Annotated in this window: 18 protein-coding genes and 1 other RNA gene; 4 read left to right on the plus strand and 15 right to left on the minus strand. The window is 62.5% G+C overall.

The features are described 5' to 3' along the window. Nucleotides 1–234 precede the first annotated feature (234 nt). The 11 genes from CDV44_RS11095 to ffs form a co-directional block, all read right to left on the minus strand. On the minus strand, nucleotides 235–1,002 hold the full coding sequence (locus CDV44_RS11095) for a peptidase C39 (protein WP_087688118.1): 768 nt from the start codon (nucleotides 1,000–1,002) through the stop codon (nucleotides 235–237). Nucleotides 1,003–1,014: 12 nt separating this feature from the next. Further along, nucleotides 1,015–1,725 (minus strand): C39 family peptidase, encoded by a 711-nt coding sequence (locus CDV44_RS11100; RefSeq protein ID WP_249277507.1) that lies wholly within the window; start codon nucleotides 1,723–1,725, stop codon nucleotides 1,015–1,017. Between the two features lie 53 nt (nucleotides 1,726–1,778). Further along, nucleotides 1,779–3,158: a hypothetical protein gene (locus CDV44_RS11105; RefSeq protein ID WP_087688119.1), complete on the minus strand. Its 1,380-nt coding sequence runs from the start codon at nucleotides 3,156–3,158 to the stop codon at nucleotides 1,779–1,781. Nucleotides 3,159–3,188: 30 nt separating this feature from the next. Beyond that, nucleotides 3,189–3,845 (minus strand): hypothetical protein, encoded by a 657-nt coding sequence (locus tag CDV44_RS11110; protein WP_249277508.1) that lies wholly within the window; start codon nucleotides 3,843–3,845, stop codon nucleotides 3,189–3,191. Continuing rightward, a complete protein-coding gene (locus tag CDV44_RS11115; RefSeq protein ID WP_140413351.1) occupies nucleotides 3,842–4,354 on the minus strand; it encodes a hypothetical protein in 513 nt (170 codons plus the stop codon). The genes CDV44_RS11110 and CDV44_RS11115 overlap by 4 nt, the downstream gene beginning before the upstream one ends. 5 nt (nucleotides 4,355–4,359) lie before the next feature. Next, a complete protein-coding gene (locus CDV44_RS11120; RefSeq protein WP_087688121.1) occupies nucleotides 4,360–4,950 on the minus strand; it encodes a hypothetical protein in 591 nt (196 codons plus the stop codon). 743 nt (nucleotides 4,951–5,693) lie between these two features. Beyond that, a complete protein-coding gene (locus CDV44_RS11125) occupies nucleotides 5,694–7,055 on the minus strand; it encodes a sigma-54 dependent transcriptional regulator (RefSeq protein WP_058379273.1) in 1,362 nt (453 codons plus the stop codon). A gap of 249 nt (nucleotides 7,056–7,304) precedes the next feature. Further along, the gene (gene recR, locus CDV44_RS11130; protein ID WP_087688122.1) at nucleotides 7,305–7,901 is read right to left on the minus strand and encodes a recombination mediator RecR; all 597 of its coding nucleotides are present in this window, start codon (nucleotides 7,899–7,901) and stop codon (nucleotides 7,305–7,307) included. Between the two features lie 26 nt (nucleotides 7,902–7,927). Then, complete coding sequence (locus CDV44_RS11135; protein ID WP_058379275.1) at nucleotides 7,928–8,254, minus strand: YbaB/EbfC family nucleoid-associated protein; 327 nt, start codon at nucleotides 8,252–8,254, stop codon at nucleotides 7,928–7,930. Between the two features lie 97 nt (nucleotides 8,255–8,351). After that, a complete protein-coding gene (dnaX, locus tag CDV44_RS11140; RefSeq protein ID WP_087688722.1) occupies nucleotides 8,352–10,277 on the minus strand; it encodes a DNA polymerase III subunit gamma/tau in 1,926 nt (641 codons plus the stop codon). A gap of 337 nt (nucleotides 10,278–10,614) precedes the next feature. Beyond that, nucleotides 10,615–10,713, minus strand: an RNA gene (gene ffs, locus CDV44_RS11145) — signal recognition particle sRNA small type. 305 nt (nucleotides 10,714–11,018) lie between these two features. On the opposite strand from ffs, the gene trxA reads away from it, so the two are divergent. The 3 genes from trxA (at nucleotide 11,019) to CDV44_RS11160 (ending at nucleotide 13,988) form a co-directional block, all read left to right on the plus strand. Continuing rightward, on the plus strand, nucleotides 11,019–11,345 hold the full coding sequence (trxA, locus tag CDV44_RS11150) for a thioredoxin TrxA (protein ID WP_087688123.1): 327 nt from the start codon (nucleotides 11,019–11,021) through the stop codon (nucleotides 11,343–11,345). 193 nt (nucleotides 11,346–11,538) lie between these two features. Then, nucleotides 11,539–12,801, plus strand: coding sequence for a transcription termination factor Rho (gene rho, locus CDV44_RS11155; protein ID WP_042115527.1), 1,263 nt, complete (start codon nucleotides 11,539–11,541; stop codon nucleotides 12,799–12,801). Nucleotides 12,802–12,953: 152 nt separating this feature from the next. After that, nucleotides 12,954–13,988 carry a hypothetical protein gene (locus CDV44_RS11160; protein WP_087688124.1) on the plus strand — a complete coding sequence of 345 codons (1,035 nt, stop codon included), beginning with the start codon at nucleotides 12,954–12,956 and terminating at the stop codon, nucleotides 13,986–13,988. 159 nt (nucleotides 13,989–14,147) lie between these two features. Here the strand turns inward: CDV44_RS11160 and CDV44_RS11165 are convergent, their stop codons facing one another. Then, the gene (locus tag CDV44_RS11165; protein ID WP_087688125.1) at nucleotides 14,148–15,203 is read right to left on the minus strand and encodes a Fe(3+) ABC transporter substrate-binding protein; all 1,056 of its coding nucleotides are present in this window, start codon (nucleotides 15,201–15,203) and stop codon (nucleotides 14,148–14,150) included. 361 nt (nucleotides 15,204–15,564) lie between these two features. On the opposite strand from CDV44_RS11165, the gene CDV44_RS11170 reads away from it, so the two are divergent. Continuing rightward, nucleotides 15,565–16,653, plus strand: coding sequence for a patatin-like phospholipase family protein (locus tag CDV44_RS11170; RefSeq protein ID WP_371328764.1), 1,089 nt, complete (start codon nucleotides 15,565–15,567; stop codon nucleotides 16,651–16,653). A gap of 110 nt (nucleotides 16,654–16,763) precedes the next feature. Here the strand turns inward: CDV44_RS11170 and CDV44_RS11175 are convergent, their stop codons facing one another. From CDV44_RS11175 to CDV44_RS11185, 3 genes are all read right to left on the minus strand, one after another. Next, entirely contained in the window at nucleotides 16,764–17,489 is a 726-nt protein-coding gene (locus CDV44_RS11175; RefSeq protein ID WP_087688126.1) for a C40 family peptidase, read from the minus strand. 295 nt (nucleotides 17,490–17,784) lie between these two features. Next, nucleotides 17,785–19,380, minus strand: coding sequence for an ABC transporter ATP-binding protein (locus CDV44_RS11180; RefSeq protein WP_087688127.1), 1,596 nt, complete (start codon nucleotides 19,378–19,380; stop codon nucleotides 17,785–17,787). Then, on the minus strand, nucleotides 19,377–20,471 hold the full coding sequence (locus tag CDV44_RS11185) for an ABC transporter permease (RefSeq protein WP_087688724.1): 1,095 nt from the start codon (nucleotides 20,469–20,471) through the stop codon (nucleotides 19,377–19,379). The genes CDV44_RS11180 and CDV44_RS11185 overlap by 4 nt, the downstream gene beginning before the upstream one ends. Between the last annotated feature and the right edge of the window lie 38 nt (nucleotides 20,472–20,509).

Raw genomic sequence — 20,509 nt, forward strand, 5'->3', positions numbered from 1 at the left:
CGACGTCACCCTCTTGTGCGCCACGTTCTTGCCGGCCGATGCCACCGATGCCACCGGTAAGCCCCGCTGGGATCGCGGGTCAGCATCATGTGCCGACTTCAACTGCTACGCGGCGTTGCCCCTTGGTTTTCATGGCGCCCGCGACTTGCTCCGGGCGCTGCCGGCTTCTCGTTACCGTTACCGTCCCGTTACCATTTCGTAACGTTACGTCGGCAACGAGAGCCACCTGCTTGTTCAGCGACGCCCGGCGACCATGTTCGCCAACGCGTTCTGAACACCGACCTGTCGAAGGGCGTTCGACGTGAGCGGATTCGTTTGCAGATTCAATTGCAGCGTGTTCATCACCTGCTGCGCATTGCCTGCGACCTGTACGACCTGCATGATCTGATTCATCGCACCACCGGCACCGCCGGCGACGCTCTGCCCAAGATTGCCGTTGGGCGTATTCAATGCAATTTGCATGCCCGCCGAGGTGATCGCCACACTGGCGCTCAGGTTGCCCACGGTCGTTTGGGAATTGCTCTGCCCTTGCGCGCTGGTCGGCACCAGCATCGACAGCGAGACGCCCGGGGCGTATTGGATGGTGGCCTTGTTGAGCGCGTTGTTCGCGTCGCCGGCCACCTGCGTGATCTGTGCCACACCATTGACCAGCACGCTCGCGGCACCCGCCACGGCCTGTGTGATCGGCGTTGTCGCGTTGACCAGACCCGGGATGATGCCGGTCGCGGCAGCGGTCTGGACCTGATAACCCGTGTTATTGGCGTTCTGGCTCACACCGAGCACGCCGGTCGCCGCAAGACTGGCGCCGGTCGGCATTTGCCATTGCGACTGCATCACGAGCTGAAAGCCCGTGATCATGTTTTGCTGCGCGTATTTGCCGGTGGCGTGTGCGAGCACGTCGTCGCCGACAGCCTGCCAGCTATCGGGCACCACGCTCGACGCAACTGCCGGCACGGCACTCACGAGGAACGGGATGGCCAGCATCGGGACGTAACGGTTCATGATGTTCTGGTCTCAAAACAGGTTCGACCGGATGAGGCCGAAGTCCACCATCGGGGTGGCTGTCGTCCCGGTCGTCAAGGCGCTGTCGCGCAGCTTGACCGCCAGGGACTCGTTTCCTTTGAGCAGCGGAGAATCCTCCAGGAACGGCTTGCCGATGACCGCCAGGACCAAGCCATTCCACTGCTTGGCAAAATCGGCTTGCGCGATAATTCGGTTGCCCAGCGCCGGGTCGGACACGAAGATGCGTCCGTCTCTGGCCGCCTTGATGAGCACGAAATGCTGGTACCCGTTGACATCGATGAGCGCAATGACCGGGATCTTCAGGTCATACAGCGCGTTGATGTCCACCTTGAAGCCACGCCCCTCGAGTCCGAGCGTCTCGACGAATTTCTTCATGTCGAGCATCGAGAACCCGTTCTTGATGACGGTCTCCGGATTGGAGAAGACCATCATCTTCTTGATCATTTCCGGCTCGGGGATATCGATCCCGTAGCCGTATCGCAGCAGTGTCGCCAGGGCTGCGGAACCACAACTGAAGTCGTATTCCTGCTGGACCAGATTCACGTAGTGCATCGACTTGAACGAACGCATCGTCTTGACCGCCGGTACGCCAGTCGAAGACTCCAGGTTCACCGATGCATACTGCGCGTGCCCGGCCCCGCTTGCGCACGCCAGAGCGCAAACAGTAGCGATCCTCACTGCGGCACGACGCGCATCATTCATGACACACCTCATGAAAAAACCGGTCCGGGGAGACCCCGGACCGGTTGCACACCTTACTTGATTGCCGAGATGGCAAGGCTGTTGCTCTGGACGTTGCCGATGCCCGAAGCCACGTTCACACCGATGTTGCCGCTGGAGTAGGCGAGTGCACCTGCGCCGAGCGAAGCCGTCGCGATGAAGTCACCCGAGGCCTTCATGCCAGCCGTTTGGTCGGTTTGAGCCGTCGAATTGGCCGCACCGCCCTTGTACCAGCCGGTCGCCCCTTGCGAGACAGCGGCTGCCAGACCGTTTTGCTGCACGTTGCCGACACCCGAAGCCACGTTCACGCCGACGTTCCCGGTCGCACCGGCGAGGGCACCATCACCCACGCTCGAGGTGACATAGAACTGCGACAGGCTGGCCGAACCCTTCGACGACTGGTTCGCAAACACTTGGGCCGAGGCATACACCGGCTGAGCGTTGAGCGAAGCGATCGCGACGTTGTTCGCCTGCGCGTTGTCGGCACCTGCGGCCACGTTCACGCCGATGTTGCCGTTAGCACCAGCCAACGCACCACCGCCCAGCGTCGCACCCATCGTTTGATAGACCGCGGTGTTGGTATGGAACGTGATAGCGCCCTTTTCCCACGTGGTTGCCATCGTGTAGGTGTTCGAGAAGCCCCACAGAGCACCGGCGGCGATCGAAGCCGAGTTCGTCGTCGCGCTGCCGTAGTCCACATTCGAGTGGAACGCGGCGTCGAAGCTCTTCTGGGTATTCAGGAAGCCACCTGCGAGGAAGCCACCGGCCGACTGCGATTGCTGACCGTAGGCGTATCCACCCCAGATCGAACCTTGACCGGCACCGGCATTGCCGACGATGTAGCCACCGTACAGAGCGAGGCCACCCGGCAGCGGGATAATGCCGCCACCGATGATGCCGCCAGCGGCTGCAATGTTGGAATACTGATACCCGCCACCGGCGATGAAGCCGCCCGAGCCGGAGCTGGACTGACCGGCAACATAACCGGCGCCTGCCTGGAAGGACTGATTCGTGTTGAGGTGGCCGCTCGCCGTTGCGTTGACCCACGAGTCCGTATTGCTATACGTCTTCGTCGTCACGCCGCCGATGAGGTAGGCACCACCGGTGTCAGACACCGTCGTGGTCTTCGAGTCGACGCCATACGTCACATGACCCGTCGTGTAGTTGCCGAGCAGCGGCCCCTTCAGGTTCACGTGGTGTACGTCGACGCTCTGGTTGCTTTGCACGACGGCGTTGCCGGTGTTATCCACCGTGACGCAGCCGCGAATGCCGACCAGACCGAAAATGCCGACCAGGTTGAGCACGTTGGTTTCATTCCCGATGAACGAGAAGCTATATTGCTGGTGATTGGGTGACGCCATAGCGGTACCCGTAGCTACCAGCAGTGCAGCCGCTGCAATTGCTTTCGTTTTCATGACCATCTCCTTGACGAGAGAGTTACCCAGTTAAAAAGCTGTGCCCGCCGGGGGACGGAGCACAAAAACATTTGCGGTTACATTGCCTATCCCAGCCGACTGGTTCACTTGCACCACCCCGCTCGCGCCCCGGAATGCGTCACCGGAAATCGACGCCGTACGGAACTGATCGTTGAGGTTGTCGTGCCCAGCCGGGCCACCCTTGGAGATCGCAGCGGATAGTGCCGTATCCGATACGCTCGCCACTCCAGCCGCATCGCCCATCACAATGACCGTAGCGTTGCGTTGAAGATTGCCGGCACCGCTCGCCTGGTTCACCTGCACCAGTCCGGACGTGCCTGAAAATGCGTTGCCTTGAATTGCCGCGCTCGCGGCGCCTGTCGTGCTCGTGACGACGGCTGCCTGATTGGTACTCGACGTGCCGACCGTGACGCTGCCACCGTTCGCGATCAGCGCGCTGTTGGCTTGGGCGTTGTTCAGCCCGGCCGCCTGATTCACGGTCAGCGCGCCGGTCGCGCCTACCGCGACGCCGCTCTCGACGGTTGCGCTCGTGCCGGCGAGCTGGCCGTTCACGATGTAGATGTCTTCCGCAGAAGCCGTCCCGGCAAACCCGGCGGCGAGGACCATGGCCACGGCGACCGTGAGCGGTGCGCCGTGCAGGCGTCGAATGTCGCGATACGCGCTCATTTGGCGACTCCCGCAGCACCCATGCTGGTCAGCGGCGCCAAGGCCGAGTTGATGACCGACGGCACCAGCGTGCCGATGCTGCCGATCCCGCCGCCACCGCCCGAGCCACCGGCAAAACCGCCGCCGACGCCGTTCGAGGAATTCAACGCGTTGCCGCCACGGGCATTGCCCACCAGCACACCCATCACCGGATTGATGCCCGACTGTACGGCGCCGGTGATCAAACCCACCGAAGCGCGCCCGGTCAATTCACCATCCGTGACTTGATTGACGGCGCCCATCGCGGTATTGAACGGGCCGGTCGGGAAAGCGGGGACCGAGATGCCAATCGGGTTCTCGACGCGCGGCAGTTGCCGTCCGACGTACTCCGGCCCGATGTTGCGCTCGATCACGATGTCTCCCGGCGGGGCCGGTTCGGCCTTGGCAGTCGTGGGAAGCAGTGCCGGGGCGAGTGCCACGAGCATCGTAGCGATCGCGCTGGCAGCCTGCATCACTGAAGTGTTGATCATGTCGTTCACCGGGTGGTGTAGGTCACACGCATGACCTGGACGTTGTTCACACCGTTCGACAGTTGCTGCGGACGCGGCGTCGGCGTTACGGCGCCGGGCAGTTCGTCCCACAGCGTCACGCCATTCGCGAGTGTCATGCCGGGTGACTTGACCATCGTGCCGCCCTGCAAATTGCGGCCGCGCTGGTTGCCGAGTTGTTCGTCGTCGATGCGCGCTGCGGCAAGCGGTACCTTGCTCAGGCCGGCATCGTTGTTGCTGTTCGTATTGCTGTCGTCACTGCTGGCAACGGCGGCCGGTTCATCGGCCGGGGCTTGCATGGCGGTTTGTTCAGTGGCCGGGCCGGCGGACACCGCCACATCAGCGTCGCTGACCGGCGTAGCCGTCATCATGGCCGTCACAGGCGTCATGGAGGCCGACGGCGGCACCATGGAGCCCGTGAGCATTGCAATCTGCATGAGCGGGGCGCGCAGTGCGGGGGCCGCATCCTGCGCCTGTGCCGGCGCAGCGCACAGACCGAGCGTCACGACGATGGCAGCGCCCATGGCGCCTGCGCCTTGTCGTACTCGGTATTGCATTTCGGTGGTGAGAATTCGCATCGCTGTGCCCTCCTTGCCCGAGTCTATAAAGCGACTTCCGTGCCACAACGCTCAAGTGCTTGAAAACATGAAGACTTTTATTTTTCACCCTTGCGCCCGAGGGGTGCCGTGTTCGAAAACGTTTCAGCATTGATACGTGATGCGGTTCCTGCCACTTTTGTCACGCTTGCCGCGTCGCCGGCAGACATTCCGAACGGCGAGGGATGTCGGCGTGGTCAACGACGTCTTTCGGAAATGCCCTATTCACAAGGGTCTTGCGTGACAGATTTGCGGCAGAATCCGCGGCTCTCCTGCAAACGACATCGCAACGTCACACCCGGGGCTTTGCAACGCGAGGGCCGCCGGCGCCCCGGATGTTTCATCTTTGATGTGTTCGCGGGACAACCCGTAGTGCCCGAACCGCCGAAACTTCGTACCCCTCGACATGACGGCAAGGTGGCAGCGCCGTGACATCTCTTTCGTCACGACGCGCCCGCACTGCACCGCACAATCTCTCGCGCTTCGAGACAACGCATTGCGTACGACGGCGTGCACCGTCGAAATCGCTCGAAAGCCCCGTCGTTATTGACGATGGCAAGGCTCGCGAACGACGAATACGCGTCGAAAACCACAGTGAATTCGGGGGGAGAGATCGTGCACAAGACGGGCCGATCATCAGGAAGAATCGGGAATAATCAGGAGCCCAAAAAGAAACGACCGCCCTGCTCAACGCAGGACGGCCGCCCTCTCTTCGCCAGAAGATATCAGGCCGGCACGCCCGATTCATCACCACGCAATCCATATCGGCACATCAGTCGATACAGCGTAATACGCGAAATTCCCAACTCTGCCGCCACGTCGGTCAGACGATGGCAGTGACGCAACAAGGCCTGTTCGATAGCAATTCGTTCGGCTTCCGTACGAATTTCTTCGAGCGTGCGTACCAGCGTCGGCACCCACGGCAACAGGTCCAGATCCTTCGCCGAAATCATGCGGCTGTCGGCCATCACGATGGCGCGGCGAACCCGGTTGATGAGCTCACGGACATTGCCGGGCCAGTGATACTCATACATGGCTTGCACGGCACACTGCGTGAAGCCACGAATCTTGCGATGGTTATCGCCTTTGAATCGTTGCAGCACGTGATGGGCCAGAATTTCGATGTCCTGACCACGCGCACGCAGCGGCGGTTCGTCGACACGCAACACGCACAGGCGGTGATACAGGTCGACGCGGAAGCGCCCTTCCTTCACGGCCTCTTCGAGATCGACGTGCGTCGCGGACATCACACGCACGTTCACCGGAATGACATCGTGGCCGCCCAGACGCTCGATGGCCCCTTGTTGCAGAAAGCGCAGCAGGCTCGCCTGACTCTCGATCGGCAAGTCGCCGATTTCATCGAGGAACAGCGTGCCGCCGTTCGCGGCTTCCACGCGGCCGATCTTGCGGGCATTGGCCCCCGTGAAAGCGCCGCGCTCGTAGCCGAACAGTTCGGATTGCATCAAGTGCGGGGGAATGGCGCCGCAATTGATCGCCACGAACGGCCCCTTGGCACGCAAGGAGCGCTCGTGAATCGCCACCGCGCTCAGTTCCTTGCCGGTGCCCGACTCGCCCGAGATGAACACCGGCGCGTCGGTATTGGCCACTTTGCGGATGGTGCGGAATAGCAGTTGCATCGCCTCGCAGGTGCCGACCATTTCCTGATCGCCACCGACTTGCGGCGTGAAGATGACGGGCACCTCGCACAGCGAGGCCATGCCCCAGGCGTGACCGATCGAGTGCGCGAGCTGATCGTTCGTGCACGGAACATTCACGTAGTCGAAGCAATAGTCGCGAATCAGCCGGCGCACCGACGTCGTCGTGAGCTGTTGTGGATTCGTGGCAGCAACCCAGCCGACGGTCGCCGGCTGCATGCAGGACTCGAACGCGCCGAGCTCGCGATCGGTATAACCGCTCGCCAGGTCGATGAGTGCTGCGCTGGTAACCCCGGGATTGAGAATGCGACCGACGTCGCTGGCGCTCTTGGCCGGCACAACTTGCCAGCCTTGCTCGCCCAAAAACGACAACAAACCGTCGTTGTGCTTTCGGGAAGCGTAAATCAGGGTGCGCCCGGTATCGTTAGCCATACCTTAACTCCCTGCCTAAGCAGTGCCTGCGCGGGTGACCGGGTTTTTCGACCGGCTTGACGCAACAGGTATACGGCCCCACGCCGCTTGGGAGTTATGGTCTTCCCCGTGTTCTTTGGGTCCCCGAGTCGGCAGGTTCAGTCTAGAAGACCGGGGTATGCCCAGAAATAGCGAGAAACAGCTAATCCGATTGGATGAGAGTAGCAGTACCTACGCGCAAACACCCGTGGCGTCACGCGCTCGTCATGCTCAGAGCGTATGCCTGTCGAGGACGGCGCGGGCGATCGTACCGGCGTCTACATACTCGAGTTCGCCGCCCACGGGCACGCCGCGAGCCAGCCGGCTCACGCGCAAACCACGGGCCTTGAGCATCTGCCCGAGGTAGTGGGCCGTGGCCTCGCCTTCGTTGGTGAAGTTGGTGGCCAGCACCACTTCCTTGACCACGCCGTCGGTGGCGCGGCGGATCAATTGTTCGAAATGAATCTCGCCCGGGCCCACGCCGTCGAGCGGCGAGAGATGGCCCATGAGCACGAAGTACAGACCCTTGAAGGTCATCGTCTGCTCGAGCATGTTCTGGTCGGCGGGGGTTTCCACCACACACAACAGGCTCGTGTCGCGCTCGGGATCGAGGCACGTCTCGCAGACTTCCACTTCGGTAAAGGTGTTGCAGCGCGCGCAATGGCGAATCTGCTCCGACGCCTGCACCAGCGCCTCACCCAAGCGCATGGCGCCCTGACGGTCGCGTTGCAGCAGGTGATAGGCCATGCGTTGGGCGGACTTCGGCCCGACACCCGGCAACGCGCGCAGGGCGTCGACGAGTTCCTGGAGGCTCGAAAGCTGGCGCATGCGTCGTCTTTCCTTCGCTTAGAACGTTAGAACGGCAGCTTGAAGCCCGGCGGCAGCGGCAGACCGGAGGTCATGCCCCCCATCTTCTCTTGCGCGGTCGCTTCGGCCTTGCGCACGGCATCGTTGAATGCGGCAGCCACGAGGTCTTCGAGCATGTCCTTGTCGTCCGCGAGCAGGCTCGGGTCGATGGTCACGCGGCGCACGTCGTTCTTGCAGGTCATCACAACCTTCACCAGACCGGCGCCCGACTGACCCTCGACTTCAATCAGGGCCAGCTGCTCCTGCATCTTCTTCATGTTTTCCTGCATTTGCTGAGCTTGTTTCATCAAGCCCGCGATATTTCCTTTCAGCATCTTGACTCCTGAGTCATGCGCACCGGGGCGCGTAGGGGCAATAGAGAGATTATTGGATGGATAGCGAATCGCGTCGACTTTGCGAATGCGAACTCGCTTATTGTACCGGCCGAATGCTATTTGGCAGGATTTGAGCGTCGAATTCGTCGATCAGTTCACGCACCAGCGGATCGTCGGCAATGGCCTGTTCGGCCGCCCGTTGGCGGGCCGCCGCCGCTTCGGCGGCGAGCGATGCGGCAGTGATACCGACTGGCCCCAGCTCGACGTTCACCTGAACGTCACCGCCGAAGTGTTCGGACAACACTTGCCGCAGCTTGTCTGCGGTGGCCGAATCGGCCAACTGACGCAGCGGCACGCGCAAATGCAGCGCACGGCCTGCCACTTCGGTCAATTCGCTTTGGAACGCCAGTTCCCGCGCCAGACCGCGCGCCGGCAATTCGGCCGCGAGCGCAGGCCATTCGCCAGTGAAGACGGGGGCGTTGCCGTCCGCGTCACGATAGACAACGGCGCGTGGTGCGGCCGGTGCCGCCGCTGCCGGAGCTGAGGCCGAGCTTATACCGGTGGCAGCAGGCTCGGGCTCCGGGTCGGCGCCCGCCGGGGCATCGTCTGCCGGGCGTGAACCACTGCGACCGGCCGACGGCGCACCACTTGCGCCACCCGACGTCCGGCCGCCAGTGCCTTTGCGACCCACATTGAGCGCGGCCAGTGCGGCGCGGGCCGGTGACATCGGCGCACCGGCGCCATCGGTCGGTGCCGTCGCGCGCGCTGCCGGGGCACGACGCACCTCGGGTTGTGCTGCGGGCGCCTGAGGTGCCGCCGAACGCATCGGTTCGGGCGCTGACGCTTGGGGAGCCCGTGCGGGGGCGGAGGCAGGCGCGGGGGCAGAAGCGCGCGGTGCCGCGTGGGGCGTGGGCGACTCGGCCAGCGTTCCGCCCGCAAGCAGCGGCGTGAACGCCGCCATGCGCAGCAGCGCCATCGAGAAACCGGTGTATTCATCGGGCGCGAGGCCCAACTCGCCGCGTGCGCGCGTCGCGATCTGGTAATAAAGCTGGACCGCTTCCGGCGAAATCGCTTCGGCAAGCCGGCGCACGTCGGCCGCTTCAGGCCAGTCGTCAGAGACGGCGTCCGGCGCGAACTGCGCGAGCGCGATCTTGTGGAGCAGACTGCCCAGATCCTGCAAACCGGCGGCAAACGAGAAGCTGCGTTCCGCCATCTCGTCGGCCACGGCCATCAGGTCGGTACGCGAGCCGTCTTTCAGCGCATCGAGCAGACGCACGAGCACGCTCTGATCGATGGCGCCGAGCATGCCGCGCACGGCAACTTCCGTGAGCGGACCGGCCGCATAGGCGATCGCCTGATCGGTCAGCGAAAGCGCGTCGCGCATGCTGCCGCTGGCCGCTTTCGCGAGCAGACGCAGGGCCTGGGGCTCGTTGTCGATGCCCTCTTCACCCAGAATGGTCGTGAGATGCGAGACGATGTGCCCGGCCGGCATCTGCTTCAAGTTGAATTGCAGGCAGCGCGAAAGCACGGTGACCGGAATCTTTTGCGGATCGGTCGTCGCGAGAATGAATTTGACGTGTGCCGGCGGCTCTTCGAGCGTCTTGAGCATCGCGTTGAACGCGTGACCGGTGAGCATGTGCACTTCGTCGATCATGTAGACCTTGAAGCGCGCGTCTGCCGGCGCGTAGACCGCTTTTTCGAGCAGCGAGGTCATCTCGTCGACGCCGCGATTCGAGGCCGCGTCCATTTCGACGTAGTCGACAAAGCGCCCTTCGTCGATGGCGCGGCAGGCACGGCAAACGCCGCACGGCTGGGCCGTGATCCCCGTCTCGCAATTCAGCGCCTTGGCCAGAATACGCGAGAGCGTTGTCTTGCCCACGCCGCGCGTGCCGGTAAACAGATAGGCGTGATGCAGGCGCTGTTGCTCGAGCGCGTGCGTCAACGCACGCACGACATGCTCCTGGCCCACCAGGGTCGAGAAGCCTTTGGGGCGCCATTTGCGCGCGAGTACTTGATAGGTCATGCCAAATTGTAACAGTTCGGCGGTGAGCTTCCGCACCGTTGGACGTCGCCCGATCAGGCGTCGATCCGGCTCGGAACGCCACCTCGACGTGCAGTGAATGACGCCGGCGAATTGAGGAGACTATCGGTGCGATAGAAAAAAATGTTGCGCGATTCTACCGCGCCCTTCCGCCCTGCGCGAGACGCATGAAAATGCATCGCATCGATCGCGGGAAAGCATCATCGACAGCGTGACGACAGACGAACGCCGACCGGCATTGCGAGCTTGAAACACGTGACTTCGAGGGAGCGAGCGATGCGCAGAACGCGCGGAGAACTTCGATAAAACAAGGAGGTAAGGTGACGAGCCTGACCCTCGGCACTGGTAGAAAACGGCTGTGGCTGCTTCGTTCCCGACCTGACCAGATTGGCCGCGCCACCATGCGAGGAGGCCCGTCAGGAAAAGATTCTACCAGAGTCGACGCGCCAACAGAAGCGCTATTCTTGCCGATCTGCCCGCGACGCCCGTCCGGCGCGGGTATTTTCCTTATGGGGCGGCGCGCGCAAGCGTTGGAGATTTCCGTTAATATGACCGCAAACTGCAATAACGCGTCCTATTGAATCACGCTGTTGCAGCCTCCATATGGAGAATGAACGCCCGGGCACAAGGCCGAGCGACATCTCCGGCGCAGGCGAAAACGAGGCACGAAGGTACCGTTTTCCCGAAGCGTTTCCGAATAGATAGACGAGGCGTAAAACACTCATGAGCCAAAACATCAAACACATCTCCGACAGCACGTTCGAAGCGGACGTCATGCAATCCGACAAGCCGGTGCTGCTCGACTTCTGGGCAGAATGGTGCGGTCCTTGCAAGATGATTGCCCCGATCCTGGAAGAAGTGGCCAAGGAATACGGCGACAAGGTGCAGATTGCCAAGATCGACGTCGATGCCAACCAGGGCACCCCGGGCAAGTTCGGCATCCGCGGTATCCCGACGCTGATCCTGTTCAAGAACGGCGCTGTGGCTGGCCAGAAGGTCGGTGCACTGTCGAAATCGCAACTGACGGCGTTCCTCGACAACAACCTGTAATCCCGGGTTGATGGCAGCAGGTGCCGGGGCCTTTGTCGCCGCAGCGCGACAGCCCGGCACCTCGCCGGCGGTGCAACGCTTGCGCCTCGCGCTGCTTGCTATATAATCCGCCACAAAGCATCCCAAAGTTCTTCGAGCGTTCGCTCACTTTTCCCTGATCCTTCACTTGTCGTCCAACGGACGGCACCTCCGTATGCATTTATCCGAACTAAAGTCCCAGCACGTCTCCGAGCTGCTAGAAATGGCGAACGGTCTCGAAATCGAGAACGCCAACCGTCTTCGCAAGCAGGAGCTGATGTTCGCCATTCTGAAGAAGCGCGCAAAGACCGGCGAAACCATCTATGGCGACGGGACGCTCGAAGTGCTGCCGGATGGCTTCGGTTTCCTTCGCTCGCCTGAGACGTCGTATCTGGCCAGCACGGACGATATCTATATCAGCCCGTCGCAGATCCGCCGCTTCAACCTGCATACCGGCGACACGATCGAAGGGGAAGTGCGCACGCCGAAGGACGGCGAACGCTATTTCGCGCTCGTGAAGGTGGACAAGGTCAACGACCACCCGCCCGAGGCCTCGAAACATAAGATCATGTTCGAGAACCTCACGCCGCTGCACCCGAACAAGCCGCTGCTGCTCGAGCGCGACATTCGCGGTGAAGAGAACGTGACGGGCCGCATCATCGACATGATTGCCCCGATCGGCAAGGGCCAGCGCGGTCTGCTCGTGGCCTCGCCGAAGTCCGGCAAGACCGTGATGCTGCAACACATCGCACACGCCATCGCCACCAATCACCCGGAAGCCAAGCTTTTCGTGCTGCTCATCGACGAGCGCCCGGAAGAAGTGACCGAAATGCAGCGTTCGGTGAAGGGCGAAGTGATCGCTTCGACGTTCGACGAACCGGCAACGCGTCACGTGCAGGTCGCCGAAATGGTGATCGAGAAGGCCAAGCGCCTGATCGAAATGAAGCAGGACGTGATCATTCTGCTCGACTCGATTACGCGTCTGGCACGCGCCTACAACACCGTGATCCCGGCGTCGGGCAAGGTGCTGACCGGCGGTGTCGATGCCAACGCGCTGCAACGTCCGAAGCGTTTCTTCGGCGCAGCCCGTAACGTCGAAGAAGGCGGCTCGCTCACGATCATCGCCACCGCGCTGATCGAGACCGGCAGCCGCATGGACGACGTGATCTACGAAGAATTCAAGGGCACGGGCAATATGGAAGTGCACCTCGAGCGCCGTCTCGCGGAAAAGCGCGTCTACCCGTCGATCAACCTGAACAAGTCCGGCACGCGTCGCGAAGAGCTGCTGATCAAGCCCGAGATCCTGCAAAAGATCTGGGTGCTGCGCAAGCTGATCTACGACATGGACGAAGCCGAAGCGATGGAATTCCTGCTTGGCAAGATCAAGCAGACGAAGAACAACGCCGAGTTCTTCGACCTGATGCGCCGCGGCGGCTGATAGCCCGACGCGCATCACGTCAAAAAGCCGCGACGCCCGTCGCGGCTTTTTTATTTCGCCACGCCTTCCACGACCGCCCCGGCACGCTTCGGGCTGTCACGAACCCTGTTATATGATGGGCGCAATCCCCACGCCCCCATGGAGAATCTGCCATGTCTGAACAAGACGATCTGTCGAACGACCTGATTGCCGAAGCGGCTAACCAACTTGAGGCCGGGGATCCCGAGTCTGCACTGGAAATCGGCAAGCAGCTCGAATCGATGAAGCACCTGAGCGGCTATGAGATTCAGGCAGCCGCCTATGCCGAAATGGACGAAATGGAACAGGCAGTGACCGTGCTTGAGTCCGGCGTCGCTCAGGCAGAAGCGGGCGCATCGGGCCTCTGGCGTCTGTGGCAATTGCTCGGCAACTTCCGGGCCGACCTCGACCGCTTCCCCGCCGCCGTCGACGCGTACGAAGCCGCCGGCAACGCCGCGCCCGACGAAGATGTCGTCATCATCGATTTCAACCACGCCAACGCCCTCTCGCGTCACGGCGATCGCGAGGCCGCGCATCAACGTCTCGACCGCGTCTTCGAGAGCCCTTATCTGGCACAGAACGGCCATGCGTTCATCGAAGCCGCCATCGCGCTGCGCATGCATCTGTTCAATGCGCAGGGTGACGCCCAAGCCGCCATCGACACCTTCAACGCCCTGCACAACCACGAAGGCGACGAAGAAGGCAGCAACGAATCCATGGCCGGTGTCTACGCCGAACTGTCGCTCGCCTACAAGCAGTCGGGCGACGACGCGAAAGCACTTGCCGCCGCCCAGGACGCCGTACAGCTCTACAAGTGGAGCGAACTCGTCCTCTGGTCGCTGCGCGCTGCACGTGGCGAGCAATCGGACACGGCCAAGGCCATGCATCTGATCGTCGAAGGCCAGTGGTACGAGCCGCTCGAAGATGAAGACCCCGACGGCCCTGCCCCCGAATTCGTCACCACGTACGACGTGGTCGCCGAGAACGAAGAAGACGCCCTGCGCCTGATCGCCGAGTGCGAGCCGCCGCAGGTACGCGCGTCGCTGCGCATCGCCGAGACGCATCCGGTCGATCACGACGACGAATCGCCGACGCCGTACAAGGGCGTGTACGCGACCGGCGACTATCACATGTACCAGCCGGGCGACGAAGACGAAGCAATCGACTGAGCTTCGTGATCGGTATCGGTATCGGTATCGGTATCAGCATCGGCGTCGAGGGCGGAAATGCCTCACGCCGACGCACGATAAACAAAGGGCGCCGGAGATCCTCCGGCGCCCTTTGCATTTGGCAGGCAGTCAACGCGTCAGCCGCGACGCGTCACGGTATTACTTGTAGCCCGCGCGGTCGAGAATACGCTGCGCTTCCGGCAGGTTCTTCGCGATGGTACCGATGGGCACCGTCTCGGCCTTGAAGTCGCCCAGCGAAGCGAGCGCCGGGTTATCGACCTTCGTCGTCGGCACGGCCGGCCATTCGTTGTTGCCGTTGGCGAAGTATTGCTGCGCTTCGTCGCTGGCGAGGTATTCGAGGAATTTCACGGCGTTGTCGCGGTTCGATGCGTGCTTGGCTACACCGGCACCCGCAACGTTCACGTGCGTGCCTGCGCCGGCCTGATCCGGCCACAGGAAGCCCACCTTCGACATCAGCGCCTTGTCTTCCGGCTTGTCCGAGCGCGCCATGCGCACGTAGTAATACGAGTTGGCGAGCGCCACACCACATTCACCCGTCGCCACCGCCTTGATCTGATCGGTATCGCCACCGCGCGGTGCACGCGCGAAGTTCGCGACCATGCCTTCCGCCCACTTCGTGGTCGCCGCCGCGCCGTCACGTGCGATCAGCGCGCCGACCAGCGACAGCATGTACGGATGCGAACCCGAGCGCGTGCAGACCTGCCCCTTATGCTTCGGATCGGCCAGCGACGCATAAGACGCCACCGTCTTCGGGTCAACCTTGTCCTTGTTGTAGACGATCACGCGAGCGCGCGTCGAGAAGCCATACCAGTCGGTGCCCTTGTTGGTGCTTGCGGCATGCAGCTTGGCGGGAATGCGCGCGTCGAGCGTGGCGGACTTCACCGGCTGGAAGAGCCCTGCCTCGTCGGCCTTGGCCAGACGGGCTGCATCGACCATCAGAATCACGTCGGCCGGGCTCTTCGCACCCTCGCCTTTCAGACGCTCCAGCAACGCGGCGTCATCCGCCTCGATGCGATTGATCTTGATGCCGGTCTGCTTGGTGAACGTGCCGTAAAGCTGCTCGTCGGTCTGGTAATGACGTGCCGAGTACAGATTCAGCACCTTATCGGTATCGGCTTGCGCGCCGAATGCCGCGGCCATCGTGGCCCCCAGCACCGTCAGTCGCGTCAGTTTGCCAATCGTCGTCGCCTTCATGGGCAGTTCCCCGGAGAAATAGTGAGAGTGAGTGCGAGTGAATCTGAATGCGCCCGGAAAGCCGCTGAAGATCCCGGCAATCGGCGGCAAACGGTTTTGCACAGAGGAACAGCATAATGAAATATTCATATCAAAGCAAATGATTCTTATTCGCATTTGTTTCGATATTCACCATTTCCCGAGTGAATCGTTGCGGGAGCATGGCGAGAGGAGACGGGGGATGGGCACAGCGGAGGGTTGCGGCAGGTAAGACGAACCCTGCCGGAGAAGGTTCCGCGAGGACGCTGACAAGTCGACGCCCTTCGACTTCCCGCGCCAAAAGTGAACTGATGGGTGTTCGTGACGCTCCAATCGCCGTAAAATTGCGCGTCGGTGCTTCTGCCGCCGTACTCGCCCGTCCCGCCCTGTTGGAGTTCTCCCCTTGTTGCCGTTGTTCCCCACTTTGCGCCGTGTGCGCCCCACGCTTGCGGCATTGACCGTGGCCGCCGTGTTGGCTGGTTGCGCCAGCGCCCCGTCCGTCGATATCAGCGCCAATGGCGGGAATGCCCCGGCAACCCAGACCTCCCCCGCTACGCCGCTCGCCCAGACGCCGGCAACACCCGCCACACCGGTCACGCCGCCCAAGGTTGTCCGCCCCCTGAAGATCGGGCTGGCACTCGGTGGCGGTGCCGCACGTGGCTTTGCGCACGTGGGCGTGATCAAGGCACTGGAAGCGCGTGGCATTCACGCTGACATCGTCGTCGGCACGAGTGCCGGCAGTGTCGTGGGCGCCATGTACGCCTCGGGTCTGAACGGCTTCCAGCTCAACCGTCTGGCCTCGACGATGGACGAAGCCTCGATCAGCGACTGGACCATGCCGTTCCGCTCACGCGGCATGCTACGCGGCGAAGCGCTCCAGTCGTATGTCAACAAGATCCTCAAGGACCGTCCGATCGAACAGATGCCGCGTCAGCTCGGCATTGTGGCCACCGACCTGCAAAGCGGCGCGCCGATCTTGTTCCGCCGTGGCAACACGGGGCAGGCCGTGCGGGCGTCCAGCAGCGTGCCGGGCGTGTTCGAGCCGGTGCATATCGGCAACCGCGATTACGTGGACGGCGGCCTCGTGGCGCCGGTGCCGGCCGAGTACGCGCGTCAGATGGGCGCCGACTTCGTGATCGCGGTCGACATCTCGGCCAACCCGACCGCACAGGCAACGCAGGGGCAGTTCGACATCCTGATGCAGACATTCACGATCATGGGCCAGTCGATCAAGCAGTACGAACTGGAGAAGAACGCCGACGTGGTCATTCGCCCGTCGCTGGCCAAGATGGGAGCCTCGGACTTTCAGGGGCGCAATCGCGCCATTCTGGCGGGCGAGGAAGCCGTGTCGCAGTTGTGGCCGCAGATTCAGCGCAAGCTCGCCGAAGCTCAGGCACAGGCGGCCAGCGGCACCCAGCAAGCCGCCCGCTGAACCCACTCGCGCCAATCCGCGCCCGCAATAAGAAATGCCGCCCGAGGGCGGCATTTCTTTTGTTCGTCTGGCTCAGGCGTCCCGGCGGTTGCCCCGGGCACACCCGCCACTTACATCGGGTGATCGTTCTTGAAGATTTGTTCGACGCGCGACAGCTCGGCGCTGGCCTTGAGCGTCTCGACGCGACGCGCGCCGTTGTAGCGGGCCGACCAGTACGACTCGCTCAGCGTTTCCACGCGAATCTTGCCGCCGGTGGCCGGGGCGTGCACGAACTTGTCGCCACCAATATAGATACCGACGTGCGAGAAGCTGCGGCGCATGGTGTTGAAGAACACCAGATCGCCCGGCTTCAGATCGGTCTTGGCAATGCGCTCGCCCACCTGGCTCATTTCTTCCGAGCGGCGCGGCAGCATGAAATTGAGCGTGTCCTGGAACACATAGCGCACGAAGCCGCTGCAATCCAGACCGCTGTCCGGTGTGTTGCCGCCGTACTTGTAGCGCACGCCGATGTAGTTCAGCGCGCCCAGCACGACGTCCGACGCCTTGTCCGTCACATTCGAGAGCAGCTTCTGCGCACGTTGCACGCGCGACTCTTCCACGGCGGCAACCGGCGTATCGCCCGTTGCAATACCCGTGACGCCCGCAGAGGCGTTGCTGGTCGAAGTCGAGGAGGAAGTTTGCGAAGCGGCCTGAATGGCAGCCGCCGCAGCGCGGGCGGCGGCCGAGGGGCCGTTGTTGTAGTCGTCAGCCTTTGCCGTCAACGAGGCGGTGACGAGCCCAGCGGCAGTGAACGCGAGAAGGAGAGTCTTGCGGGTGCGCTTAGGTTTCGTCTGCATTGGTCGCCGGGTTGAGGGTGTCGGATGGCCGATGAGTAGCTCGTCAGGTGCAACTACGGTGGTGCTATGTCGGATATCTCGGGGTTACCCTCGCTTTCGCTTCGGTTAACTCGTTGAATATTCAACTTAATTGGTACGCGATAGTAATGTGAACGTCACACGATGTCAAAAGGTAATAGAAAAAAACAATCAATACAATCAGAAAATTTTCATTAACAATCAAGCCCTTGTGATTTAGCCGACGTTTCGTGACGTTGCACGATGTTTCGCCGCGGCGTCACGCAACTTGAGGTGACTACAACATGGCAGCCGCGACCAGTTCCCGGGTGTAATCGTTTTGCGGGTCAAAAAATACTGATTCCGTATCGCCCTGCTCCACCAGATGCCCGTCTTTGAACACCAGCACGCGGTGCGCCATGGCCCGCATGACGGCCAGATCGTGACTGATGAAGAGGTAGCTCAGGTTGTATTTCACCTGTAGCTGCGCCAGCAGATGGAGCACTTGCTGCTGAATCGACACGTCGAGCGCACTGGTCGGCTCATCGAGCACGAGGATCTGCGGATCGACCACCAGCGCCCGGGCAATGGCAATGCGTTGCCGTTGACCGCCCGAGAATTCATGCGGATAACGCGACATCGCGCGGGCGTCGATGCCCACTTCGCGGAGCACATCCGCGACCCTTGCGCGGCGGTCAGCCTCCGACTGCTGCGGACGGTGTAATGCCAGCCCCTCGCCGACAATCTCCTCGATAGTCATGCGCGGCGACAGCGAGCCGTACGGGTCCTGAAATACGATCTGCATATGCGAGCGCAAGGTACGCTGCGCCATGCCGCGATAGCTGGCCAACGGCTCGCCTAAAAACTCGATCTGCCCCGCACTCGCCCGCTGCAACCCCAGCAGCGTCATCGCCAGCGTCGACTTGCCGGACCCCGACTCCCCCACCACGCCCAGCGTCTCGCCTTGGCGCAGCGACAAATCGACGGGATGCACCGCGCGGAACAGACCTCGCTTGAACCAGCCGCGCATGCCCGGCTGTGCGATCGAGTAATCGACCGTCACGCCTTTCGCTTCGAGCAACACCGGCGCAATCGGCAAAACCGGGTGAATCTCGCGCTGCGGCCGGCTGTTGATGAGCTTCTGCGTGTACGGATGCTGCGGCTGGGTGAACAGCGTTTCGGTGTCGGCGCACTCCACCAGCACGCCCTTCTCCATCACCGCCACGCGCTCGGCAAAGCGGCGCACCAGATTCAGATCGTGCGTGATGAGCAGCACCGCCATGCCGCGCGTCGCGGCGGCGTCACGCTGCAACTCCAGCAGCAGCTCCATGATCTGCGCGCGAATGGTGACGTCGAGCGCTGTGGTCGGCTCATCGGCAAGCAGCAGCTTCGGGTGACATGCCAGTGCCATCGCGATCATCGCGCGCTGGCGCTGCCCGCCGGACAACTCATGCGGAAAGTGCGATACGCGACGCTCCGGCTCGGGGATGCCCGTGCGGCGCAGCAAGGCGATAGCGCGCGCCTTGGCGTCTTTCGGCGACAAACCCTCGTGCAGTTCCAGCGCCTCGGCAATCTGCTCACCGATCGGATAGAGCGGATTGAGCGCGGTCATCGGCTCCTGAAAGATCATCGCGATGTCGTTGCCGCGCAGCGCCCGCATGTCGCGCTCGCGCAGCGAAGCGAGATCGACGCCATCGAGCAGCACCTTGCCTTCCACCTGCGCGTCTTGCAGCAGCCGCAGAATGGCCAGCGCCGTCACGCTCTTGCCCGAGCCCGACTCGCCCACGAGGGCCACGCGTTCGCCACGCCCGATGGCAAGACTCAGATCCTTCACGACCTCGGTATCGCCAAAGCGCACCGACAGGTTTTCGATACTCAGCAGCGGCGCGCTCACATTACCCCCCCGGCGGCAGCCTGCTTGTCGGCCACGCGCGTGTCGAGCGCATTACGCAGCGCATCACCCATGAACGTGAGCAGCAACAACGTGAGCACGAGCACCACGAACGTCGCCAGCGAGATCCACCATGCGTCGAGATTCGCCTTGCCCTGACTCAGCAGCTCACCGAGGCTCGGCGTTGGCGGCGGCACACCGAGACCGAGAAAATCCAGACTCGTCAGCGCAAGAATCGCCCCGCTCATGCGGAACGGCAGAAACGTGATGACCGGCGTCATGCTATTGGGCAGCACATGCCGCCGGATGATCTGCCAGTTCGACAGCCCCATCGCCCGCGCCGCCCGCACGTAATCGAGCTGGCGATTGCGCAGGAACTCGGCGCGCACGTAATCGGACAACCCGATCCAGCCGAACAGCGACAGCAGCACGAAGAGCAGCCACAACTGCGGCTCGAAGATCGACGCGAAGATGATCAGCAGATACAGCTCCGGCAGCGAGCCCCAGATTTCGATCAACCGTTGCAGCGTCAGGTCGATGCGCCCGCCGTAGAAGCCCTGCACGGCGCCCGCCAGAATGCCCAGCAGCGTGCCCGAGATGGTGAGCGCCAGCGCGAAGATCACCGACAGCCGGAAGCCGTACAGCAGCCGCGAGAACACGTCGCGGCCGCGATCGTCGGTGCCGAGCCAGTTCTCGGACGACGGCGGCGCCGGATTGGGCACCTTCGCGAAGTAGTTGATGGTGTCGTAGCTGTAGCGCACCGGCGGATAGATCGCGAAGTTATCGCCCGAGCGAATGCGCTTCTCGATGAACGGATCGAGGTAATCGGTCGGCGTAGGGAAGTCGCCGCCGAAGGTGAGTTCGGGATACGTCTTGACCAGCGGGAAGTACCAATGGCCTTCGTAACGCACCACCCACGGCTTGTCGTTGCAGAGCACTTCGGCGAACAGGCTGATGCCGAACAGCACGACGAACGCGATGAGGCTCCAGTAGCCGAGCCGCTCGCTGCGAAAGCGCCGCCAGACGCGCCAGCGCGGCGAGCGCGACGTGTATGACGACTGCGACGCACGGGCAGGTGCCGCAGCAGGCGGCAGTGACGAACGAGGCGGACGCGGCGATGGCGTGTCGGATC

The organism is Pandoraea sp. PE-S2R-1, from assembly GCF_002179865.1.
Taxonomy (GTDB): domain Bacteria; phylum Pseudomonadota; class Gammaproteobacteria; order Burkholderiales; family Burkholderiaceae; genus Pandoraea.